This window comes from Comamonas sp. Tr-654 (assembly GCF_011752915.1).
Taxonomy (GTDB): Bacteria; Pseudomonadota; Gammaproteobacteria; order Burkholderiales; family Burkholderiaceae_C; genus Comamonas.
This window is the reverse complement of sequence record NZ_VWWQ01000003.1, coordinates 268,462-283,640: the sequence shown is the minus strand read 5'-3', so window position 1 is coordinate 283,640 and position 15,179 is coordinate 268,462. Positions and strand designations below refer to the sequence as shown.

Annotated in this window: 10 protein-coding genes and 1 riboswitch; of the genes, 4 read left to right on the top strand and 6 right to left on the bottom strand. The window is 62.5% G+C overall.

Annotated elements, in window-relative coordinates; all coding sequences use genetic code 11:
• Positions 1-7: 7 nt before the first annotated feature.
• The gene (gene lldP / locus F3J24_RS10950) at positions 8-1,672 is read right to left on the bottom strand and encodes an L-lactate permease (protein ID WP_167005834.1); all 1,665 of its coding nucleotides are present in this window, start codon (positions 1,670-1,672) and stop codon (positions 8-10) included.
• Between the two features lie 462 nt (positions 1,673-2,134).
• Positions 2,135-3,793: an L-lactate permease gene (locus F3J24_RS10945; protein WP_043006410.1), complete on the bottom strand. Its 1,659-nt coding sequence runs from the start codon at positions 3,791-3,793 to the stop codon at positions 2,135-2,137.
• A gap of 198 nt (positions 3,794-3,991) precedes the next feature.
• Here F3J24_RS10945 and F3J24_RS10940 point away from each other — a divergent pair, with 198 nt between their 5' ends.
• Positions 3,992-5,170, top strand: coding sequence for an alpha-hydroxy acid oxidase (locus tag F3J24_RS10940; RefSeq protein ID WP_167005832.1), 1,179 nt, complete (start codon positions 3,992-3,994; stop codon positions 5,168-5,170).
• Positions 5,171-5,225: 55 nt separating this feature from the next.
• On the opposite strand, the gene F3J24_RS10935 is transcribed toward F3J24_RS10940, so the two are convergent.
• The 3 genes from F3J24_RS10935 to nhaA all read right to left on the bottom strand — a co-directional run bounded on the left by F3J24_RS10935 (position 5,226) and on the right by nhaA (position 8,686).
• Entirely contained in the window at positions 5,226-5,984 is a 759-nt protein-coding gene (locus tag F3J24_RS10935) for a tetratricopeptide repeat protein (RefSeq protein WP_167005829.1), read from the bottom strand.
• 43 nt (positions 5,985-6,027) lie between these two features.
• Positions 6,028-6,882 carry a tetratricopeptide repeat protein gene (locus tag F3J24_RS10930; RefSeq protein ID WP_240154310.1) on the bottom strand — a complete coding sequence of 285 codons (855 nt, stop codon included), beginning with the start codon at positions 6,880-6,882 and terminating at the stop codon, positions 6,028-6,030.
• Between the two features lie 415 nt (positions 6,883-7,297).
• Positions 7,298-8,686, bottom strand: coding sequence for a Na+/H+ antiporter NhaA (gene nhaA, locus F3J24_RS10925; RefSeq protein ID WP_167005826.1), 1,389 nt, complete (start codon positions 8,684-8,686; stop codon positions 7,298-7,300).
• A gap of 338 nt (positions 8,687-9,024) precedes the next feature.
• Between nhaA and F3J24_RS10920 the strand changes: the two genes are divergently transcribed.
• The gene (locus F3J24_RS10920; protein WP_167005824.1) at positions 9,025-9,957 is read left to right on the top strand and encodes a DMT family transporter; all 933 of its coding nucleotides are present in this window, start codon (positions 9,025-9,027) and stop codon (positions 9,955-9,957) included.
• Positions 9,958-10,115: 158 nt separating this feature from the next.
• On the opposite strand, the gene F3J24_RS10915 is transcribed toward F3J24_RS10920, so the two are convergent.
• Positions 10,116-11,384, bottom strand: a complete 1,269-nt coding sequence (locus F3J24_RS10915) for a D-amino acid dehydrogenase (RefSeq protein WP_167005821.1) — start codon at positions 11,382-11,384, stop codon at positions 10,116-10,118.
• 171 nt (positions 11,385-11,555) lie between these two features.
• A riboswitch (glycine riboswitch) is annotated at positions 11,556-11,655 on the bottom strand.
• Positions 11,656-12,185: 530 nt separating this feature from the next.
• Between F3J24_RS10915 and F3J24_RS10910 the strand changes: the two genes are divergently transcribed.
• Together F3J24_RS10910 and dinB are read left to right on the top strand one after the other, a co-directional pair.
• The gene (locus F3J24_RS10910; protein WP_167005818.1) at positions 12,186-13,706 is read left to right on the top strand and encodes an amino acid permease; all 1,521 of its coding nucleotides are present in this window, start codon (positions 12,186-12,188) and stop codon (positions 13,704-13,706) included.
• A 199-nt stretch (positions 13,707-13,905) separates the two neighbouring features.
• Positions 13,906-15,123, top strand: a complete 1,218-nt coding sequence (dinB, locus tag F3J24_RS10905; protein WP_205244754.1) for a DNA polymerase IV — start codon at positions 13,906-13,908, stop codon at positions 15,121-15,123.
• Positions 15,124-15,179 lie beyond the last annotated feature (56 nt).

Sequence of the window (15,179 nt, the reverse complement as noted above, 5' to 3'; positions counted from 1 at the left end):
AGGAGTTTCAGGTGGTGGGAATCATCCACGGAAACACATAAGCCTGCAGCGTGCAGATGATGCCGATCAGCACCAGGAAGGCCAGGCTGTGCTTGACGGTAAAGCGGAACAGGTCCGATTCCTTGCCGGCCAGGCCCACGGCCGCGCAGGCAATGGCGATGGACTGGGGCGAGATCATCTTGCCGGTCACGCCGCCGGTGGTGTTGGCCGTCACGGCCAGAACCTCGGGCAGCCCCAGCTGGGCGGCTGTTGTGGCCTGAAGGGCGCCGAACAGCGCATTGGCCGAGGTATCGGAGCCCGTGAGGAACACGCCGACCCAGCCCAGGAAGGGCGAGAAGAATGCAAAAGCCTTGCCGGTGTGGGCCAGCGCCATGGCCAGCGTGGTGGACAGGCCGGAATAGTTGGCGATGAAGGCGAAGGCCAGCACCATGCCGATGGAGTAGATGGGCAGTGCCAGCTCCTTGAAGGTCTCGCCCAGTGTCTGTAGCGCCGTCGCTGGCTTGAGGCGCAGCAAAAGAATGGCGAGCACGGCGGCGATCAGGATCGCGGTCCCCGTGGCCGACAGCCAGTTGAAGGAGTAGACCGCGCCATAAGGCGTGGGCGTGGCAACGACGGGCGCCATTTTCTGCACCAGATTGTGCAGCATGGGAACGGGAATGCTGAAGACCGTGCCGGACAGCGCGCCACCCGAAGCGAACAACGCCTTGAAGGGCTTGAGGCTCCAGATGGTCACCATGGCGGTGAGGATGATGAAGGGCGACCAGGCCTTGATCACCATGCCGGTCGTCAGCTTGGCTGGGGCCGTCGTCTGGATTTTGGCTGCGCCCGGCTCGGTGTCGAAGCGGAAGATGCGCTTGGGCTGCCAGAACTTGAGAAAGGTGGTCAGTGTCACCAGGGCGAAGATGGCCGAAGTGATGTCCGGCAGTTCGGGGCCGATGTAGTTGGCCGTCAGAAACTGTCCGAGTGCAAAGCTGCCGCCGCCGACCAGCACCGCAGGCCAGGTTTCCTTCACGCCGCGCCAGCCGTCCATGATGGCCATGAGCCAGAACAGCACGATGATGGTCATGAACGGCAGCTGGCGGCCGGCCATCTGGCTGATGGCCATGACATCGACGCCCGAGACCTGACCGGCCACGATGACGGGAATGCCCATGGCGCCGAAGGCCACGGGAGCGGTATTGCCGATCAGGCACAGGCCCGCTGCATACAGAGGCCGGAAACCCAGGCCCACCAGCAGCGCTGCCGTGATGGCCACGGGAGCGCCGAAACCGGCGGCTCCCTCTAGGAAGGCACCGAAGCAAAAGCCCACCAGGATCAGCTGCAGGCGCTGGTCTTCGGTGACCGAGAGAATCGACGAGCGGATGATGTCGAACTGCCCTGTCTTGACCGAGACCTTGTAGAGAAAGACCGCCGCGACAATGATCCAGGCAATCGGCCACAGGCCGTAGAAGAAGCCGTAGACGCCTGCGGCCAGCGCATTGGCAACCGGCATGCGATAGAACAGCAGCGCCACAGCCAGGGACAGCGCCACCGTGATGGTGCCCGCCACATAGCCCTTGAGGCGCAGCTTGGTCAGCGCGAGAAAGAAAAAGATGATGGGTATCAGCGCCACCAGCGCCGACACCCACACATTGCCTGCGGGGTCGTAGTTCTGCGACCAGATTTCTTGCATTGCCTTGATCTCCTGGATATGCGCGGGGAGGGCAACCCTCCTGAGCGTCCAGAAGCTTCCCCGTCAATTCTTTGAACAACCGTGTCACCCTGCGCCGGACGCTGACATGCAATCTGCTTCGGCTCGGTCGATCAAATTGGTATTACCAATATTCGACGTTTTGGGGTCGGATGGATTATAGAAATGAGGTTTTATTCATAAATTAGTGGTTTTCCCTTGATTTTTGGAATTAATTGGTAATACCAATATGTGAATTGGTATTCCATAGATCTTTCTTGAAGAGCGCAAAAAGCCGCAGGCCCGAAGGCGCTGCGGCTGCTGTGGTGCCCACTTGATGGGCAGAGAAAGGGGGGCGGCGGAAAACCGCCTCAGCCCGGGCCGGAGATACCGAGCGGCCTGGATGGCCTGCTCGGATTCCCCCGGGACGTTCCGTCGAGGTGAGCCGCGAAGCGGCTCGGGGACTCAGTTCACCATCAGCTTGAACGGCCAGACATAGGCCTGCATGGTGACGAACAGGCCCATCAGGCAGGCCAGGGCGATGGAGTGGAAGAACACATAGCGCAGGATGTCGCCCTCGCGGTTGAACCAGCGTGTGGCGGTCGAAGCCACAACAATGGATTGCGCATCGATCATCTTGCCCATCACGCCGCCCGAGCTGTTGGCGGCACCCATGAGGTTGGGCGACAGGCCCAGTTGGTCGGCGGCGACCTTCTGCATGCCGCCAAACAGCACGTTGGACGCCGTGTCCGAGCCCGTGAGCGCCACGCCCAGCCAGCCCATCAGCGTGCCGAAGAAGGGGTAGAACACGCCGGTATTGGCAAAGGCCAGGCCCAGGGTGGTATCGGTACCCGAGTAGCGTGTTAGCGTGCCCAGGGCCAGCATCAGCACGATGGTCAGCAGCGAGTAGCGCACCAGCCAGGTGGTCTTGAAGAAGGTGCGCACGATGGTGACCGGGTTGTACTTCATGACGAAGGCGCTGACGATGGCCGACAGCAGAATGGCGGTTCCGGTGGCCGACAGCAGGTTCAGCGTGTAGACCGCGCCTTCCTTGGTCGGCTGGGGCACCACGGGCGGCATTTTCTCGATCAGATTGTGCAGGCCCGTCATGGGGAAGGCGGGGGCAAACAGGCTGTTGAGCCAGGCCTTGACCGGCGGCAGGCCCCAGATGAAGACAAACACCGAGAGAATGATCCAGGGCGTCCAGGCGGCGATCAGCTCGCTCTTGCTGTGCTTGGCCACGGGCTGGGGTGGCTTGACTTCGGAGGCGCTGACATCCTTGCCGCGCAGCGAGGCCGAGGTCCAGATCTTCTTGGGCTGCCAGACGCGCAGGAACAGGATCAGGCTGGCCATGGAAACAATGGCCGCGATGATGTCCACCAACTCGGGTCCGATGAAGTTGGAGACCAGATACTGAGGAATCGCAAACGACAGGCCGGTGACCAGAATCGCGGGCCAGATCTCCATCATGCCCTTGCGACCGGCAAAGGCCCAGATCAGCCAGAACGGCACCAGCACCGAGAAGAAGGGCAACTGGCGGCCGATCATGGCGGTCACTTCCATCAGGTCGTAGCCATGGACCTTGGCCAGCGTGATGACGGGAGTGCCCAGGGCGCCAAAGGCCACGGGAGCGGTATTGGCGATCAGCGACAGGCCGGATGCCGCCAGCGGCGAAAAGCCCAGGCCGATCAGGATGGCGGCCGTCACGGCCACGGGCGTGCCGAAGCCGGCAGCGCCTTCGAAGAAGGCGCCGAAGGAGAAGGCAATCAGCAGCAGCTGGATGCGGCGGTCTTCGGTGATTCCGGAAAGCGAGTCCTGCAGCACCTTGAAGCTGCCGTTCTGCTCGGTCAGCTGGTGCAGGAAGATGATGTTCAACACGATCCAGCCAATGGGCAGCAGGCCGGTGAAGCCGCCGAACAAGGCGGCACGCCCCGCCATTTCGCCGGGCATGTTGTAGACAAAGACTGCAATCAGCAGCGCTGCAATCAGGCCTGCGCCTGCGGCCAGGTGGGCCTTCATGTGCAGAAAGCCCAGGCCCACCAGCATCACCACGACCGGAATGGCCGCAAGCAATGTGGACAGCCACATATTCGATAGGGGGTCGTAGACCTGTTGCCAAACCATCTCTCTTCTCTCCTGCTTGTTGTGATAACAAGGATGGTCGCTGGACGAATACGCTTGCACACCTAGCATTAGCCCTTGATTTGCCCTCGCTGAAGAAAATTTCAAAAGCGGCATAAATCACTTCAAACCAGAGCGCAACGCCGATAGCGGCGATGAGGGCTACCATCGGGCTCAAATCCCATTACAAGGCTAGAAGTCGTGAGCGATCTCTCCAAAATTACCTGTATCGAAGACCTGCGCGTGGTGGCCAAGCGCCGTGTGCCGCGCATGTTTTATGACTACGCCGACTCGGGCTCCTACACCCAGGGTACGTACCGGGCCAACGAAGACGAGTTCCAGACCATCAAGCTGCGTCAGCGTGTGGCCGTGAACATGGAAGGGCGCAGCACGCGTACCACCATGATCGGCGAGGAGGTCGCCATGCCGGTGGCGATTGCGCCCACGGGTCTGACCGGCATGCAGCATGCCGATGGCGAGATTCTCGGTGCCAAGGCTGCGAAGGCATTCGGCATTCCGTTCACCTTATCCACCATGAGCATCTGCTCGCTGGAGGACATTGCCGAGCACACCGATCACCATCCGTTCTGGTTCCAGCTCTATGTGATGCGCGACAAGGCCTTCATGGAACGCCTGATCAACCGCGCCAAGGCGGCCAACTGTTCGGCGCTGGTGGTGACGCTGGATCTGCAGATCCTGGGCCAGCGTCACAAGGACATCAAGAACGGACTGTCCACACCGCCCAAGCCCACGCTTGCCAATCTGCTCAATCTGGCGACCAAGCCGCACTGGTGCCTTGGAATGCTGGGTACCAAGCGCCGCAGCTTCGGCAATATCGTCGGCCACGTGGATGGCGTGGGTGATGTGTCCTCGCTGTCGTCCTGGACTGCAGATCAGTTCGACCCCTCGCTGAACTGGAACGACGTGGAATGGATCAAGAAGCTCTGGGGCGGCAAGATCATTCTCAAGGGCGTGATGGATGCCGAAGACGCGCGTCTGGCGGCACAAAGCGGTGCTGACGCGCTGGTGGTCAGCAACCATGGCGGCCGTCAGCTCGACGGTGCGCCGTCCTCGATTGCCGCCTTGCCGTCGATTGCCGAGGCCGCGGGCAAGGACATCGAAGTCTGGATGGATGGCGGCATTCGCAGCGGGCAGGACGTGCTCAAGGCCCGGGCCCTGGGCGCGCAGGGCACGATGATAGGTCGCAGCTTTCTCTACGGTCTGGGTGCCTACGGCCAGGCCGGCGTGAGCAAGGCGCTGCAGATCATCCACAAGGAGTTGGATACGACCATGGCCTTCTGCGGTCATACCCATATCGACCAGGTCGGCAAGGAGATTCTGTTGCCTGGCACCTACCCCAAGCCGTTTGCAGTGATCTGATCGGCGTTGTTGGCGGCTTGCTGCGCTGCAAGCCGCCGCGACCTCTGCCCAGAAGTCAGGAGTTGCCAGTCCGGGGCTTCCATTCCTGCACCTGCTGCTGGATCTTGGCCCGTTGCGCCGGTTTCAATTTCTTGGCGATGATTTCCTGCTGCTTGGCCGAATCCTTCTCGCCATCCTTGGCTGCCAACAGCGCCCAGAAATAAGCCTGAGGCCAGCTTTGCTCAACACCGCGGCCCAGCGCATACATGGAGCCCACGTTGAACTGGCTATTGGCATCACCCTGTTCTGCCGCCGTCATGTACCACTTGAAGGCCTCCTTGCTGTCTTGCGCCACGCCACGGCCATGGTCGTACATGTATCCGAGATTGCTTTGGCTCGATACATGGTTCTGTGCCACTGCAAGGCGGTACAGCCTGACGGCCTCCTCCTGGTTCTCGGCTACGCCCCGGCCGTCGTCATACATCACCGCGAGGTTGAACAGACCGTCGGCGTCGCCTTGTTCCGCGGCCAGGCGATACCACTTGACCGCTTCCTCATCGCTTTGCGGCACGCCGCGCCCGCGGCCGTACATCAGGCCGATATTGGACTGGCTTTCGGCGTGGCCCTGCTTTGCTGCCAGCATGAACCACTTGGCTGCTTGCTCGTCGTTTTTGGGTGTGCCACGGCCTGTGAGGTAGGCGGCTGCAAGTTTGAACTGTGACTGGGCATCGCCGCCCTCGGCTGCCTGCAGCAGGGCGGACGATTGTGCGATGGACAAAGTGCTGCAAAGCAGCAAGGCGGCTGCGCAAAAGAGACGGCTCAAGGGCTTTTTCATGGCTTGCTTGTTGATGGGACGTTGCGGTTTCTAGTGTGCAGATTCAGCGAATTTGCGGCTTGGGTTTCCAGCTGCCGATTCTTGAATCCTGTGCAGCACGCTCTGCGGGCTTGAGCTTGCGGGCCGCAGCATCGCGCAGCGGCACCGTGTCTTCCAGGTCTTGGGCTGCCGCCAGGGCATACCAGAAATAGGCCTGAGACAGGCTGCGTCTGACGCCACGCCCTTCCTCGAACATCGTGCCGAGGTTGACCTGGGCGGTCGCATTGCCTTGCTCTGCGGCCAGGCCCAGCAGTCTGGCAGCCTCTTTCTCGTTGCGCGGCACGCCGCGACCGGTGGCGTACATCACGGCGAGGTTGACCTGGCCCGAGTCATGGCCTTTTGCAGCCGCTATGCCAAACCATTTGGCGGCCTCCTGATCGCTTTGTTCCACGCCGCGGCCGCTGACATACATCAGACCCAGGTTGTACTGGGCATCGAGAAGGTTTTGCGCTGCAGCGAGCCGATACCACTTGACGGCCTCCTCATCGCTTTGCTCGACGCCGCGCCCATCTTCATACATCACGCCCAGATTGAACTGGCCGTTGGCCTCTCCCTGCGCTGCCGAAAGGCGGTACCACTTGACGGCCTCCTGGTCGCTTTGCTTCACGCCACGGCCCCGGTCGTACATCAAGCCGAGATTACTCTGGCTCAATGCATTGCCTTGTGCTGCCGCAAGACCAAACCAATGAGCGGCTCTCTCGTCGCTTTGCGCCACGCCACGGCCTTCCACGTATATCTGGCCAAGATCCAGCTGTGCCTGTGCATCTCCCGCTTGCGCTTTGTGCAGCAGGTCCGCTGGCTGAGCCATTGCCAAGGTGCTGGCAAGCAACAATGCGGCAGCGGAGTAAAGGTGAGCCATTTTTTGTGCATTTCTTCTGATGTTCTTGCGATAGATAAGCTGTGCCCCGACTGCAACGGCAAGGCGGACCCTGATTTCAGGCTGCCCTGATGTCTTGCCCTGAATGCCCGGGCGGACCCACGGTTCAGCAGTCGGCAGAGCGTGGGCGTACCGCGAAGCGGCACGGCGAGAGCGCCGACCATCGGGCCTTCGCTGATTCACGCCGGTTACGGGCCTGGAACTTCTGAAGCATCAGTCGGCGCCCTTCATGGCGCAGGCATTCAGATGTCCGGAGTTGCGGGCCAGAGCGGGGAGGCATTCTAGTCACCTAACGAACTGCAGCCGCCAGTCGTTCATCGCGTCTGGCGGCTGCAGCTTGTTGATCAGGGGCGCTTGTCAGCCCCGAGCCCGGCCGGGCATCGTGATCGGGAAGTGCTTATGTGCGCTGCAGGCGCTTGCGCATGGCAAAGCCATAGCCCAATCCCAGCAAGGCGGCGATGGCCGAACCGGCCAGAATGCCCAGCTTGGCTGCACCCAGCAAGGAGGCATCCGCAAAGGCCAGACCGCCGACAAAGATGGACATGGTAAAGCCGATGCCGGCCAGCAGGCCCACCAGCAGCACGCCGCGCCAGTTCAGGCCCTCGGGCAGGCTGCACAGCCCGCTTCTGACGGCCAGCCAGGTGCAGATGAAGACGCCCAGGGGCTTGCCCAGTACCAGGGCCACCAGCACGGCCATGGCCGTGGTCTGCGGTGCAGCAGCGCTCAGGTCTATGCCCGAGAACTGTACGCCGGCATTGGCCAGCGCAAAGATGGGCATGATGCAGAAAGCCACCCAGGGATGAAGAATCATGGGCAGGCGCAGCGCAGGTGGCAGCAGGTCGCGCTGTGCGAACTGGGCGGTGCGCAGCTCCTGCAGCAGGTGTTGCGGATCCGGCCGCCCGCTGAGCACCTGCTCGCCGGCCTTGCGCATGGCCGTCTGTGCGGTGATCAGCAGCGGCATGGGGGCAGGGCGGGTAAACACGGGCGTCATCAGGCCCAGCACCACGCCTGCCAGGGTGGGGTGTGCGCCGGTCTTGAGCAGGCCGAACCAGAGAACGGCTCCGGGCAGCACATACAGAGGAGCGGCGGCAATGCCCATGCGGTTGAACAGCAGCACCAGCAGCACGCCGGCCGCAGCCACCACAAAGCCCATGGCCTGCAGCCCGCCCGAGTAGAAGAAGGCGATGATGAGCACGGCCACGATGTCGTCGATGATGGCCAGGGCCAGCAGGAAGATACGCAGCGCTCCCGGAATATTGCGGCCCAGCAAGGCCAGCACGCCCACGGCAAACGCGATGTCGGTTGCCGTCGGGATTGCCCAGCCGTTGAGCAGCGTCCTGTCATTGCCCGCCAGGGCCATGTACAGAAGTGCGGGCACGGCCACGCCGCCGATGGCTGCGATCAGCGGCAGACTGGCCTGGCGCAGGCTGGCCAGTGCGCCGTTGTGCAACTCGCGACGGATCTCCATGCCCACGACCAGGAAGAACACCGTCATCAGCACATCGTTGACGATGAAATGCAAATCGGTGCTGAAGCTCCACGGGCCCAGCGTCAGCGCGACAGGCGCATGCCACAGCGCAAAGTAGCCTGGCGCCGCAGCGGAGTTGGCCCATACCAGGGCGACGGCGGCGGCCAGCATGAGCACCATGCCGGCAAAGGATTCGATATGCAGCAAATGCGAGATTTGCGCCTGCACGCGCTCGGTCGCGGATTGCAGCGCGGGGATGCGGGGGGACTTTTGAGATGCGGAGGGCGCAGGGGCCTGCACAAGTGTTTGTGGGTCCATGTAATGGTGGTGTCTGAGGCCGTCCGCTGACAGATGCACCATGCTTGATGGTGCCGTCTGCATTGCAAAACGACGGTGCGCTGGCGGCCCGACCTGCGCATGAAAATTCACCTGCCATCGCCACCTTGTGTGACGGGCACCCGGCTGAAATTGTAGCTAAAGATGCAGCAATGGTCTGGATATGGGGTTTATTTGCGGGAAAACAGACCTCGTTATCAGGACAGTTGCCTCTCGCGCTTCGCGTCGCCTCGGCTCAAGCGGGTGGACTGCACGAATCGCGTCAGCGCCGTCCGGCAGCCGGCGCTATGCTGGCGCGCTAACGAGAGAGAAGGCGTGTCATGTCGGGCATAGGAATGGAATATTTGTGGGTGGGCGTGGTGCTGTTTGCGGCGGCGGCGCAGACGGTACGCAACACGGCCCAGCGCTCGCTGACGGCGCAGGTCGGTACGCTGCCGGCCACGCTGGTGCGCTTTCTCTACGGCCTGCCGTTCGCCGCCGCCTATCTGCTGGCGCTGTATGCGCTGGGCGATCCGTCCCTGGTGCTGCCGAAGTTCAGCGCCGCCTATCTGGGCTGGATTGCGCTGGGTGCCTTCTTTCAGGTCGCGGCCACGGCGGCCTTGCTGGTGGCCATGAAGGAGCGCAACTTTGCCGTGGCGGTCACGCTGTCCAAGACCGAGGTGCTGCAGGTGGCCTTGTTTGCCGCCATGTTCCTGCACGAGTTGCCGACCCGCCTGGCGCTGCTGGCCATGGTGCTGGCCACGGTGGGCGTGCTGATGCTGTCGCTGCCGCCGCGTGGGCAACTGTTCACGCTCTCGGCCTGGACCAGCAAATCCTCGGTCTACGGCCTGATCTGCGGCGCCTGCTTTGCGCTGGCCACGGTGGGCTTTCGCGGCGGCGCGGTCGAGATCGCAACGCTGGGCGTGAGCTCGCCCTGGCTGTCCGGGGCCTGGGGCGTGCTGATCGCGCAGACCATGCAGTCCGTCGTCATGAGCGCCTGGATAGCCAGAACCCATGAGCAAGGCCTGCGCCCCATCTTCAAGGCCTGGCGCATCTCGCTGCTGGCCGGCAGCATGGGCGCTGCGGCCTCGCTGGCCTGGTTCACCGCCTATGCCATGCAGGGGGCCGCTGCCGTGCGCACCCTGGGCATGGTGGAGGTGGTGTTCAGCTATATCGTCTCGCGCAAGGTGTTCAGCGAGAAGCTGTCGCTGACCGAAAAGCTGGGCATGGCGCTGATGATGCTGGGACTGGTGCTGATCTGTCTGCAGCTCTGATTTCAAGAGCTGCTTGCGCTTTCCAATGTTCATTTTCAAGGTGAAAAGTCATTGAAATGAAGCATGAAAAGGCGCAATTAGCTCCTGAAAAATAGCTCTCTGCAGCGACGATGCGCGATGCCGTGCCTGGCTTGTTGGTGCAGTGCCCTGAACCGCTATCAGGCGCTGGCGGTGGTCAGCGTGGCCGGACGTGACTGCCTGCTGGCGCTGCCCAGGGACTGCAGCACGAGGTCGCCGACCATGTCGGCGGTGACGGCCGACAAGGTCCAGCCCAGATGGCCGTGGCCGGTGTTGTAGAAAACGCAGGGCTTGTTGCCAGGACCCACGCGCGGCAGCATGTCCGGCATCATGGGACGCAGGCCCGCCCAGGGCACCACGCTGCGCGTGCTGACGCCCGGGAAGCACTGCTGAACCCATTCGATGAGAGGGCGGATGCGGTCGGCGCGGATGTCCTTGTTGTAGCCGTTGAACTCCGCCGTGCCGGCCACGCGAAAGCGCTCTTCGCCGAGGCGGCTGGTGACCAGCTTGGTCTCGTCGTCCAGCAGGCTCACGACGGGAGCTGCGGCGCGGCTGGCTTCGTCCGGCAGATTGACCGTGATGGAATAGCCCTTGACCGGATAGATGTTGACGCTGTCGCCGAGCTGAGCGGCCAGCGCGCGGCTGGCCGTGCCCGCGCAGACCACCATGGCGTCGAAAGTCGAGGTCTCGGCCTCCAGACCCTGGCGCACGGTCACGCTGGCCTGTTTGCCGTTGCTGTTCACCGACACGATTTCCTGGCCGTAGCGGCATTGCACGCCCAGTCGCTCGCAGGCGGCGGCAAGGCCGCTGGTGAACTTGTGGATGTCGCCGGTGGAGTCGCTCTCGGTGAAGTAGCCGCCATAGAAGGTTCCTGACAGTGTCGGCTCGATGGCCTTCATTTCATCGGGCGTGACGGCGCGGCGCTCCAGCCCGCCCAGGGCGAGCAGTTGCGAGACCTTGCCCGCATGTTCGAAGCCGGCGCGGTCGCGGTAGATATGCAGGATGCCTTTTTGCTTCAGATCGAAGTCAATGCCTTCGGCGGCCGCCCATTCGAACAGGTGCTCGCGTGCCGCAATCGCCAGCCTGGCGGTCTCCACGGTGTTTTTCTGGTAGTGGGGGATGGCAGCGAGAAACTGGCAGAACCAGGAAATCTTGTGCCAGCTGGGCTTGGGGTTGAGCAGCAGCGGAGCATCGCTCTTGAGCATCCACTTGAGGCCTTTGACGATGGTGGACCAGTGGGTCCAGACCTCGGCATTCGAGGCCGAGAGCTGGCCGCCATTGGCGAACGAGGTCTCCATGGCCGCATAGCGCTGCTTCTCGAACAGGGTGACGGAAAATCCGCGGCGTGCGAGGGCGTAGGCGGTGGTCACGCCAGTGATGCCACCGCCGATGACGGCGATTGTCTTCATGATTCAGGTTCCAGACTCGTCAAGGGTGGAGCCCGTGCGCAACATGCGCAGCGGACGCCCCCTCTGTTCTGGACCTGAGAGATTCACGAGGCAGGGCCTTGCGGTGCTGCTCGCTTGCTCCTTCGGTATGCCCGGCGGACGATGACGTCCGGACATTCTTCAGAGTGTGTGAAAGCGATGCCGATCCTTTGGCCTGAGAGTTTCCGGGGCGGTTGCTCCTTCGGCGCTGCATGCGACAAGTTTGCGCTGCAGTCTCTCTCGGCATCACCGGGCTGAGAGCCTGTGGCGAATGTAGGAAGAATGGCGGCGCCTGGATATACGGGTTTTCTAGACTTCTGCGCCGGGGCAGGCCGTGCTGCGCTTCTTTTATTTGATAGCAGCTAGCGCTTGTTTTTAATGACTTTCTTGTGTTTTTATAAGGAAAGTGAATGTGTTCATGCGCAAGAAGCTTCCGAATTCATAGCATCAGGCGCTGTCAAGTGCCGCTGAGCAGCCCCAGAGCCAACCCCTGCATTGACATGACGGGCCATGGTCGGCGGTGGATTTGGGCAAAATATCGTCTTTGCCTGTCAATGGGCCCGGCGATATCACCGCTTTGCCATTGAAGCGCCCGACCGGGGTGGCTGCCGATTCAGGATGCAACTGGCCTATCCGCCATGGCGTTCTGCTGTCATGGCTTCGTTCCTTTGTCCTTGTTGCCCGCGACCGTCATGGTCGCCTTTTTGCGTTGCCTGTCGCAGCGCCTGCGGGATGGTTGGGTGTTTTGTCCGGATGGGCGCAAACCATTACAACAAGACATTTATGTCCCAACCCAACTCAAGCCAGCAGCTCGCGCCGACTGGCGATGGTGACGATAACCAGCCCCGCTTGCACCGGGTGCTCAAGCAGCGCCACCTGAGCATGATCGCCATTGGCGGCGCCATCGGCACGGGCCTGTTTGTGGCCTCCGGCTCGGCCATCGCCCAGATCGGCCCGGGCGGTGCCGTGCTCACCTATCTGCTCATCGGCATCATGGTCTACTACATCATGACCAGCCTGGGCGAGCTGGCCGCCTTCATGCCGGTGGCCGGTTCCTTCTCGACCTATGCCTCGCGCTATGTGGATCGCGGCTTCGGCTTTGCGCTGGGCTGGAACTTCTGGTTCAGCTGGGCCGTGGTGGTGGCGGTGGATCTGGTGGCCTCGCAGCTGGTCATGGCCTACTGGTTTCCCAATGTGCCGGGCATCCTCTGGAGCGGCCTGTTCCTGCTGCTGATGGTGGGGCTGAACGCGTTTTCCGCGCGGGGCTTTGCCGAGGCCGAGTACTGGTTCGCGCTGATCAAGGTGCTGGCCGTGGTGGCCTTTCTGATCACCGGCGTGCTGATTCTGTTCGGCATCATCAGCAACGGCCATGTGCCCGGTTTCGAGAACTGGACCACGGGCGATGCGCCATTCGTCGGCAATTTCGCGACCTTTGTGGGCGTGGCCATGATCGTGGCCTATTCCTTCCAGGGCACGGAGCTGGTGGGCGTGGCGGCGGGCGAATCCGAGAATCCGCGCGAAAACGTGCCGCGTGCTATCCGTCAGGTGTTCTGGCGCATCCTGCTGTTCTATGTGCTGGCGATTGTCGTCATCGGCTTTCTGATTCCCTATACCGATCCGCAGCTGCTGCGCACCGATGTGGCCGATATCGCCGTGAGCCCGTTCACGCTGGTGTTCCAGCACGCGGGTCTGCTTTCGGCGGCCACGGTGATGAATGCGGTGATCCTGACCTCGGTGCTGTCGGCCGGCAACTCGGGCATGTATGCGGCCACGCGCATGCTCTACAACATGGCGACCGAGGGCAATGCGCCGCGCATCTTCTCCCGGCTGACCCAGAACGGCGTGCCGCTGGTGGCCTTGATCGGCAGCACGCTGGTCGCCAGCCTGTGCCTGTTTTCCTCGCTCTACAGCCCGCAGGCCGTCTATATCTGGCTGCTGAACCTGGCCGGCATGACGGAGTTCATCGTCTGGCTGGGCATTGCCGTCAGCCACTACCGCTTCCGTCGCGGCTATGTCATGCATGGTCATGATGTGGGTCTGCTGCCCTACAAGGCCGGTGCCTTCCCCTTCGGCCCCATCTTTGCCTTTGTGCTGTGTCTGGTGGTGACGCTGGGCCAGAACTACCAGGCCTTCCTGGAAGATCGCATCGATTGGGGCGGCGTGGTCTCGACCTATCTGGGCATTCCGCTGTTCCTGCTGTTCTGGCTGGGTTACTGGCTGGTCAAGCGCAATACCTGGATCAGCTATGCCGACATGCGCTTTGACGAGCTCGAAGACATCAAGCAGGGCAAGGTGTCGTCCTGAGGCGGTTTGAGCCTTCCCCTTCTCCAGGCGGGAAGGGGTAGCAGCAGGGACGGGGGCTGGCGCTGCTTGTTGTATCCCGTTGCCCGTGTGCTTGTTTGACGCATGGGTGCCGGTTCTTGCCGGCGCAGGCAAAATCGGCACTGTGAGCGATCTTCCCACCAGCCCCGAGTCCAGGCCCAGGCGCATAGCGCATCTGGACATGGATGCGTTCTACGCCTCCGTGGAGCTGCTGCGCTACCCGCAGCTCAAGGGGCTGCCGGTGGTGATCGGCGGCGGGCGGCGCAGCTTTGACGAGGAGCTGCTGGCGCGGCATGCGGGGCGGCCGCTGTCCGAGATCCCGGTGGCGGACTTTCCGCTGCTGCGCGATTACACGGGGCGCGGCGTGATCACCACGGCCACCTATCCGGCCCGGCAGTTCGGCGTGGGCTCGGCCATGGGCATGATGAAGGCCGCCAGGCTGTGCCCGCAGGCGATTCTTCTGCCCGTGGACTTTGCCGAGTACCGGCGCTTTTCGCGGGCCTTCAAAGAGATCATCCTGTCGATCGCGCCGCTCATGGAGAACCGTGGCGTGGACGAGGTCTACATCGACTTCACCGACGTGCCCGGTGGTCAGCGCGAAGGCGGGCGCGTGCTGGCCCGGCTGATCCAGAAATCCATCTTCGACGCCACGGGTCTGACCTGCTCGGTCGGCGTGGCGCCCAACAAGCTGCTGGCCAAGATGGCCAGCGAGTTCAACAAGCCCAACGGCATCTCCATCGTCCAGCCCGAGGATCTGCAAAGCCGGATCTGGCCGCTGGCCTGCCGCAAGGTCAACGGCATAGGGCCCAAGGCCGATGCCAAGCTCAAGAGCCTGGGCATTGAAACTATTGGCGACCTGGCCGCGCAAAGCCTGCCGCAACTGCTGCACTGGTTTGGCAAAAGCTATGGCCACTGGCTGCACGAGTCGGCCTGGGGACGGGACGAGCGTGCAGTGGTGACCGAGAGTGAGCCGGTGTCCATGAGCCGTGAGACCACCTTCGAGCGTGATCTGCATGCCGTGCGCGACAAGGCCGAACTGGGTGCCATCTTCACGGACCTGTGCGAGCGGCTGGCCGAGGACTTGCAGCGCAAGGGCTATGTGGGGCGGACGGTGGGCATCAAGCTGCGCTATGACGATTTCAGGATCGCCACGCGGGACCAGACCCTGAACCTGCCGATACAGGATGCGGCCGCCATCCGCCTGGCCGCAGGCCAATGCCTCAAGCGCGTGCCTCTGGGCAAGCGCATCAGGCTGCTGGGGGTCAAGGTCTCGGGCCTGATCGCCGAGCCACTCTGGCAGGCCAGTGCCCACGATCCGGTGGCGCGAGAGTTGCTGCTCAGGCCTCATGGTTTGACATCCGTCAAGCATTTGGATCCCTATACCGCATCTCTGTTCTGAGCCTGGGGGCTCGGGAATCATCGCTGTGCGATGATCCAAGTGTGAATTTGTGTATC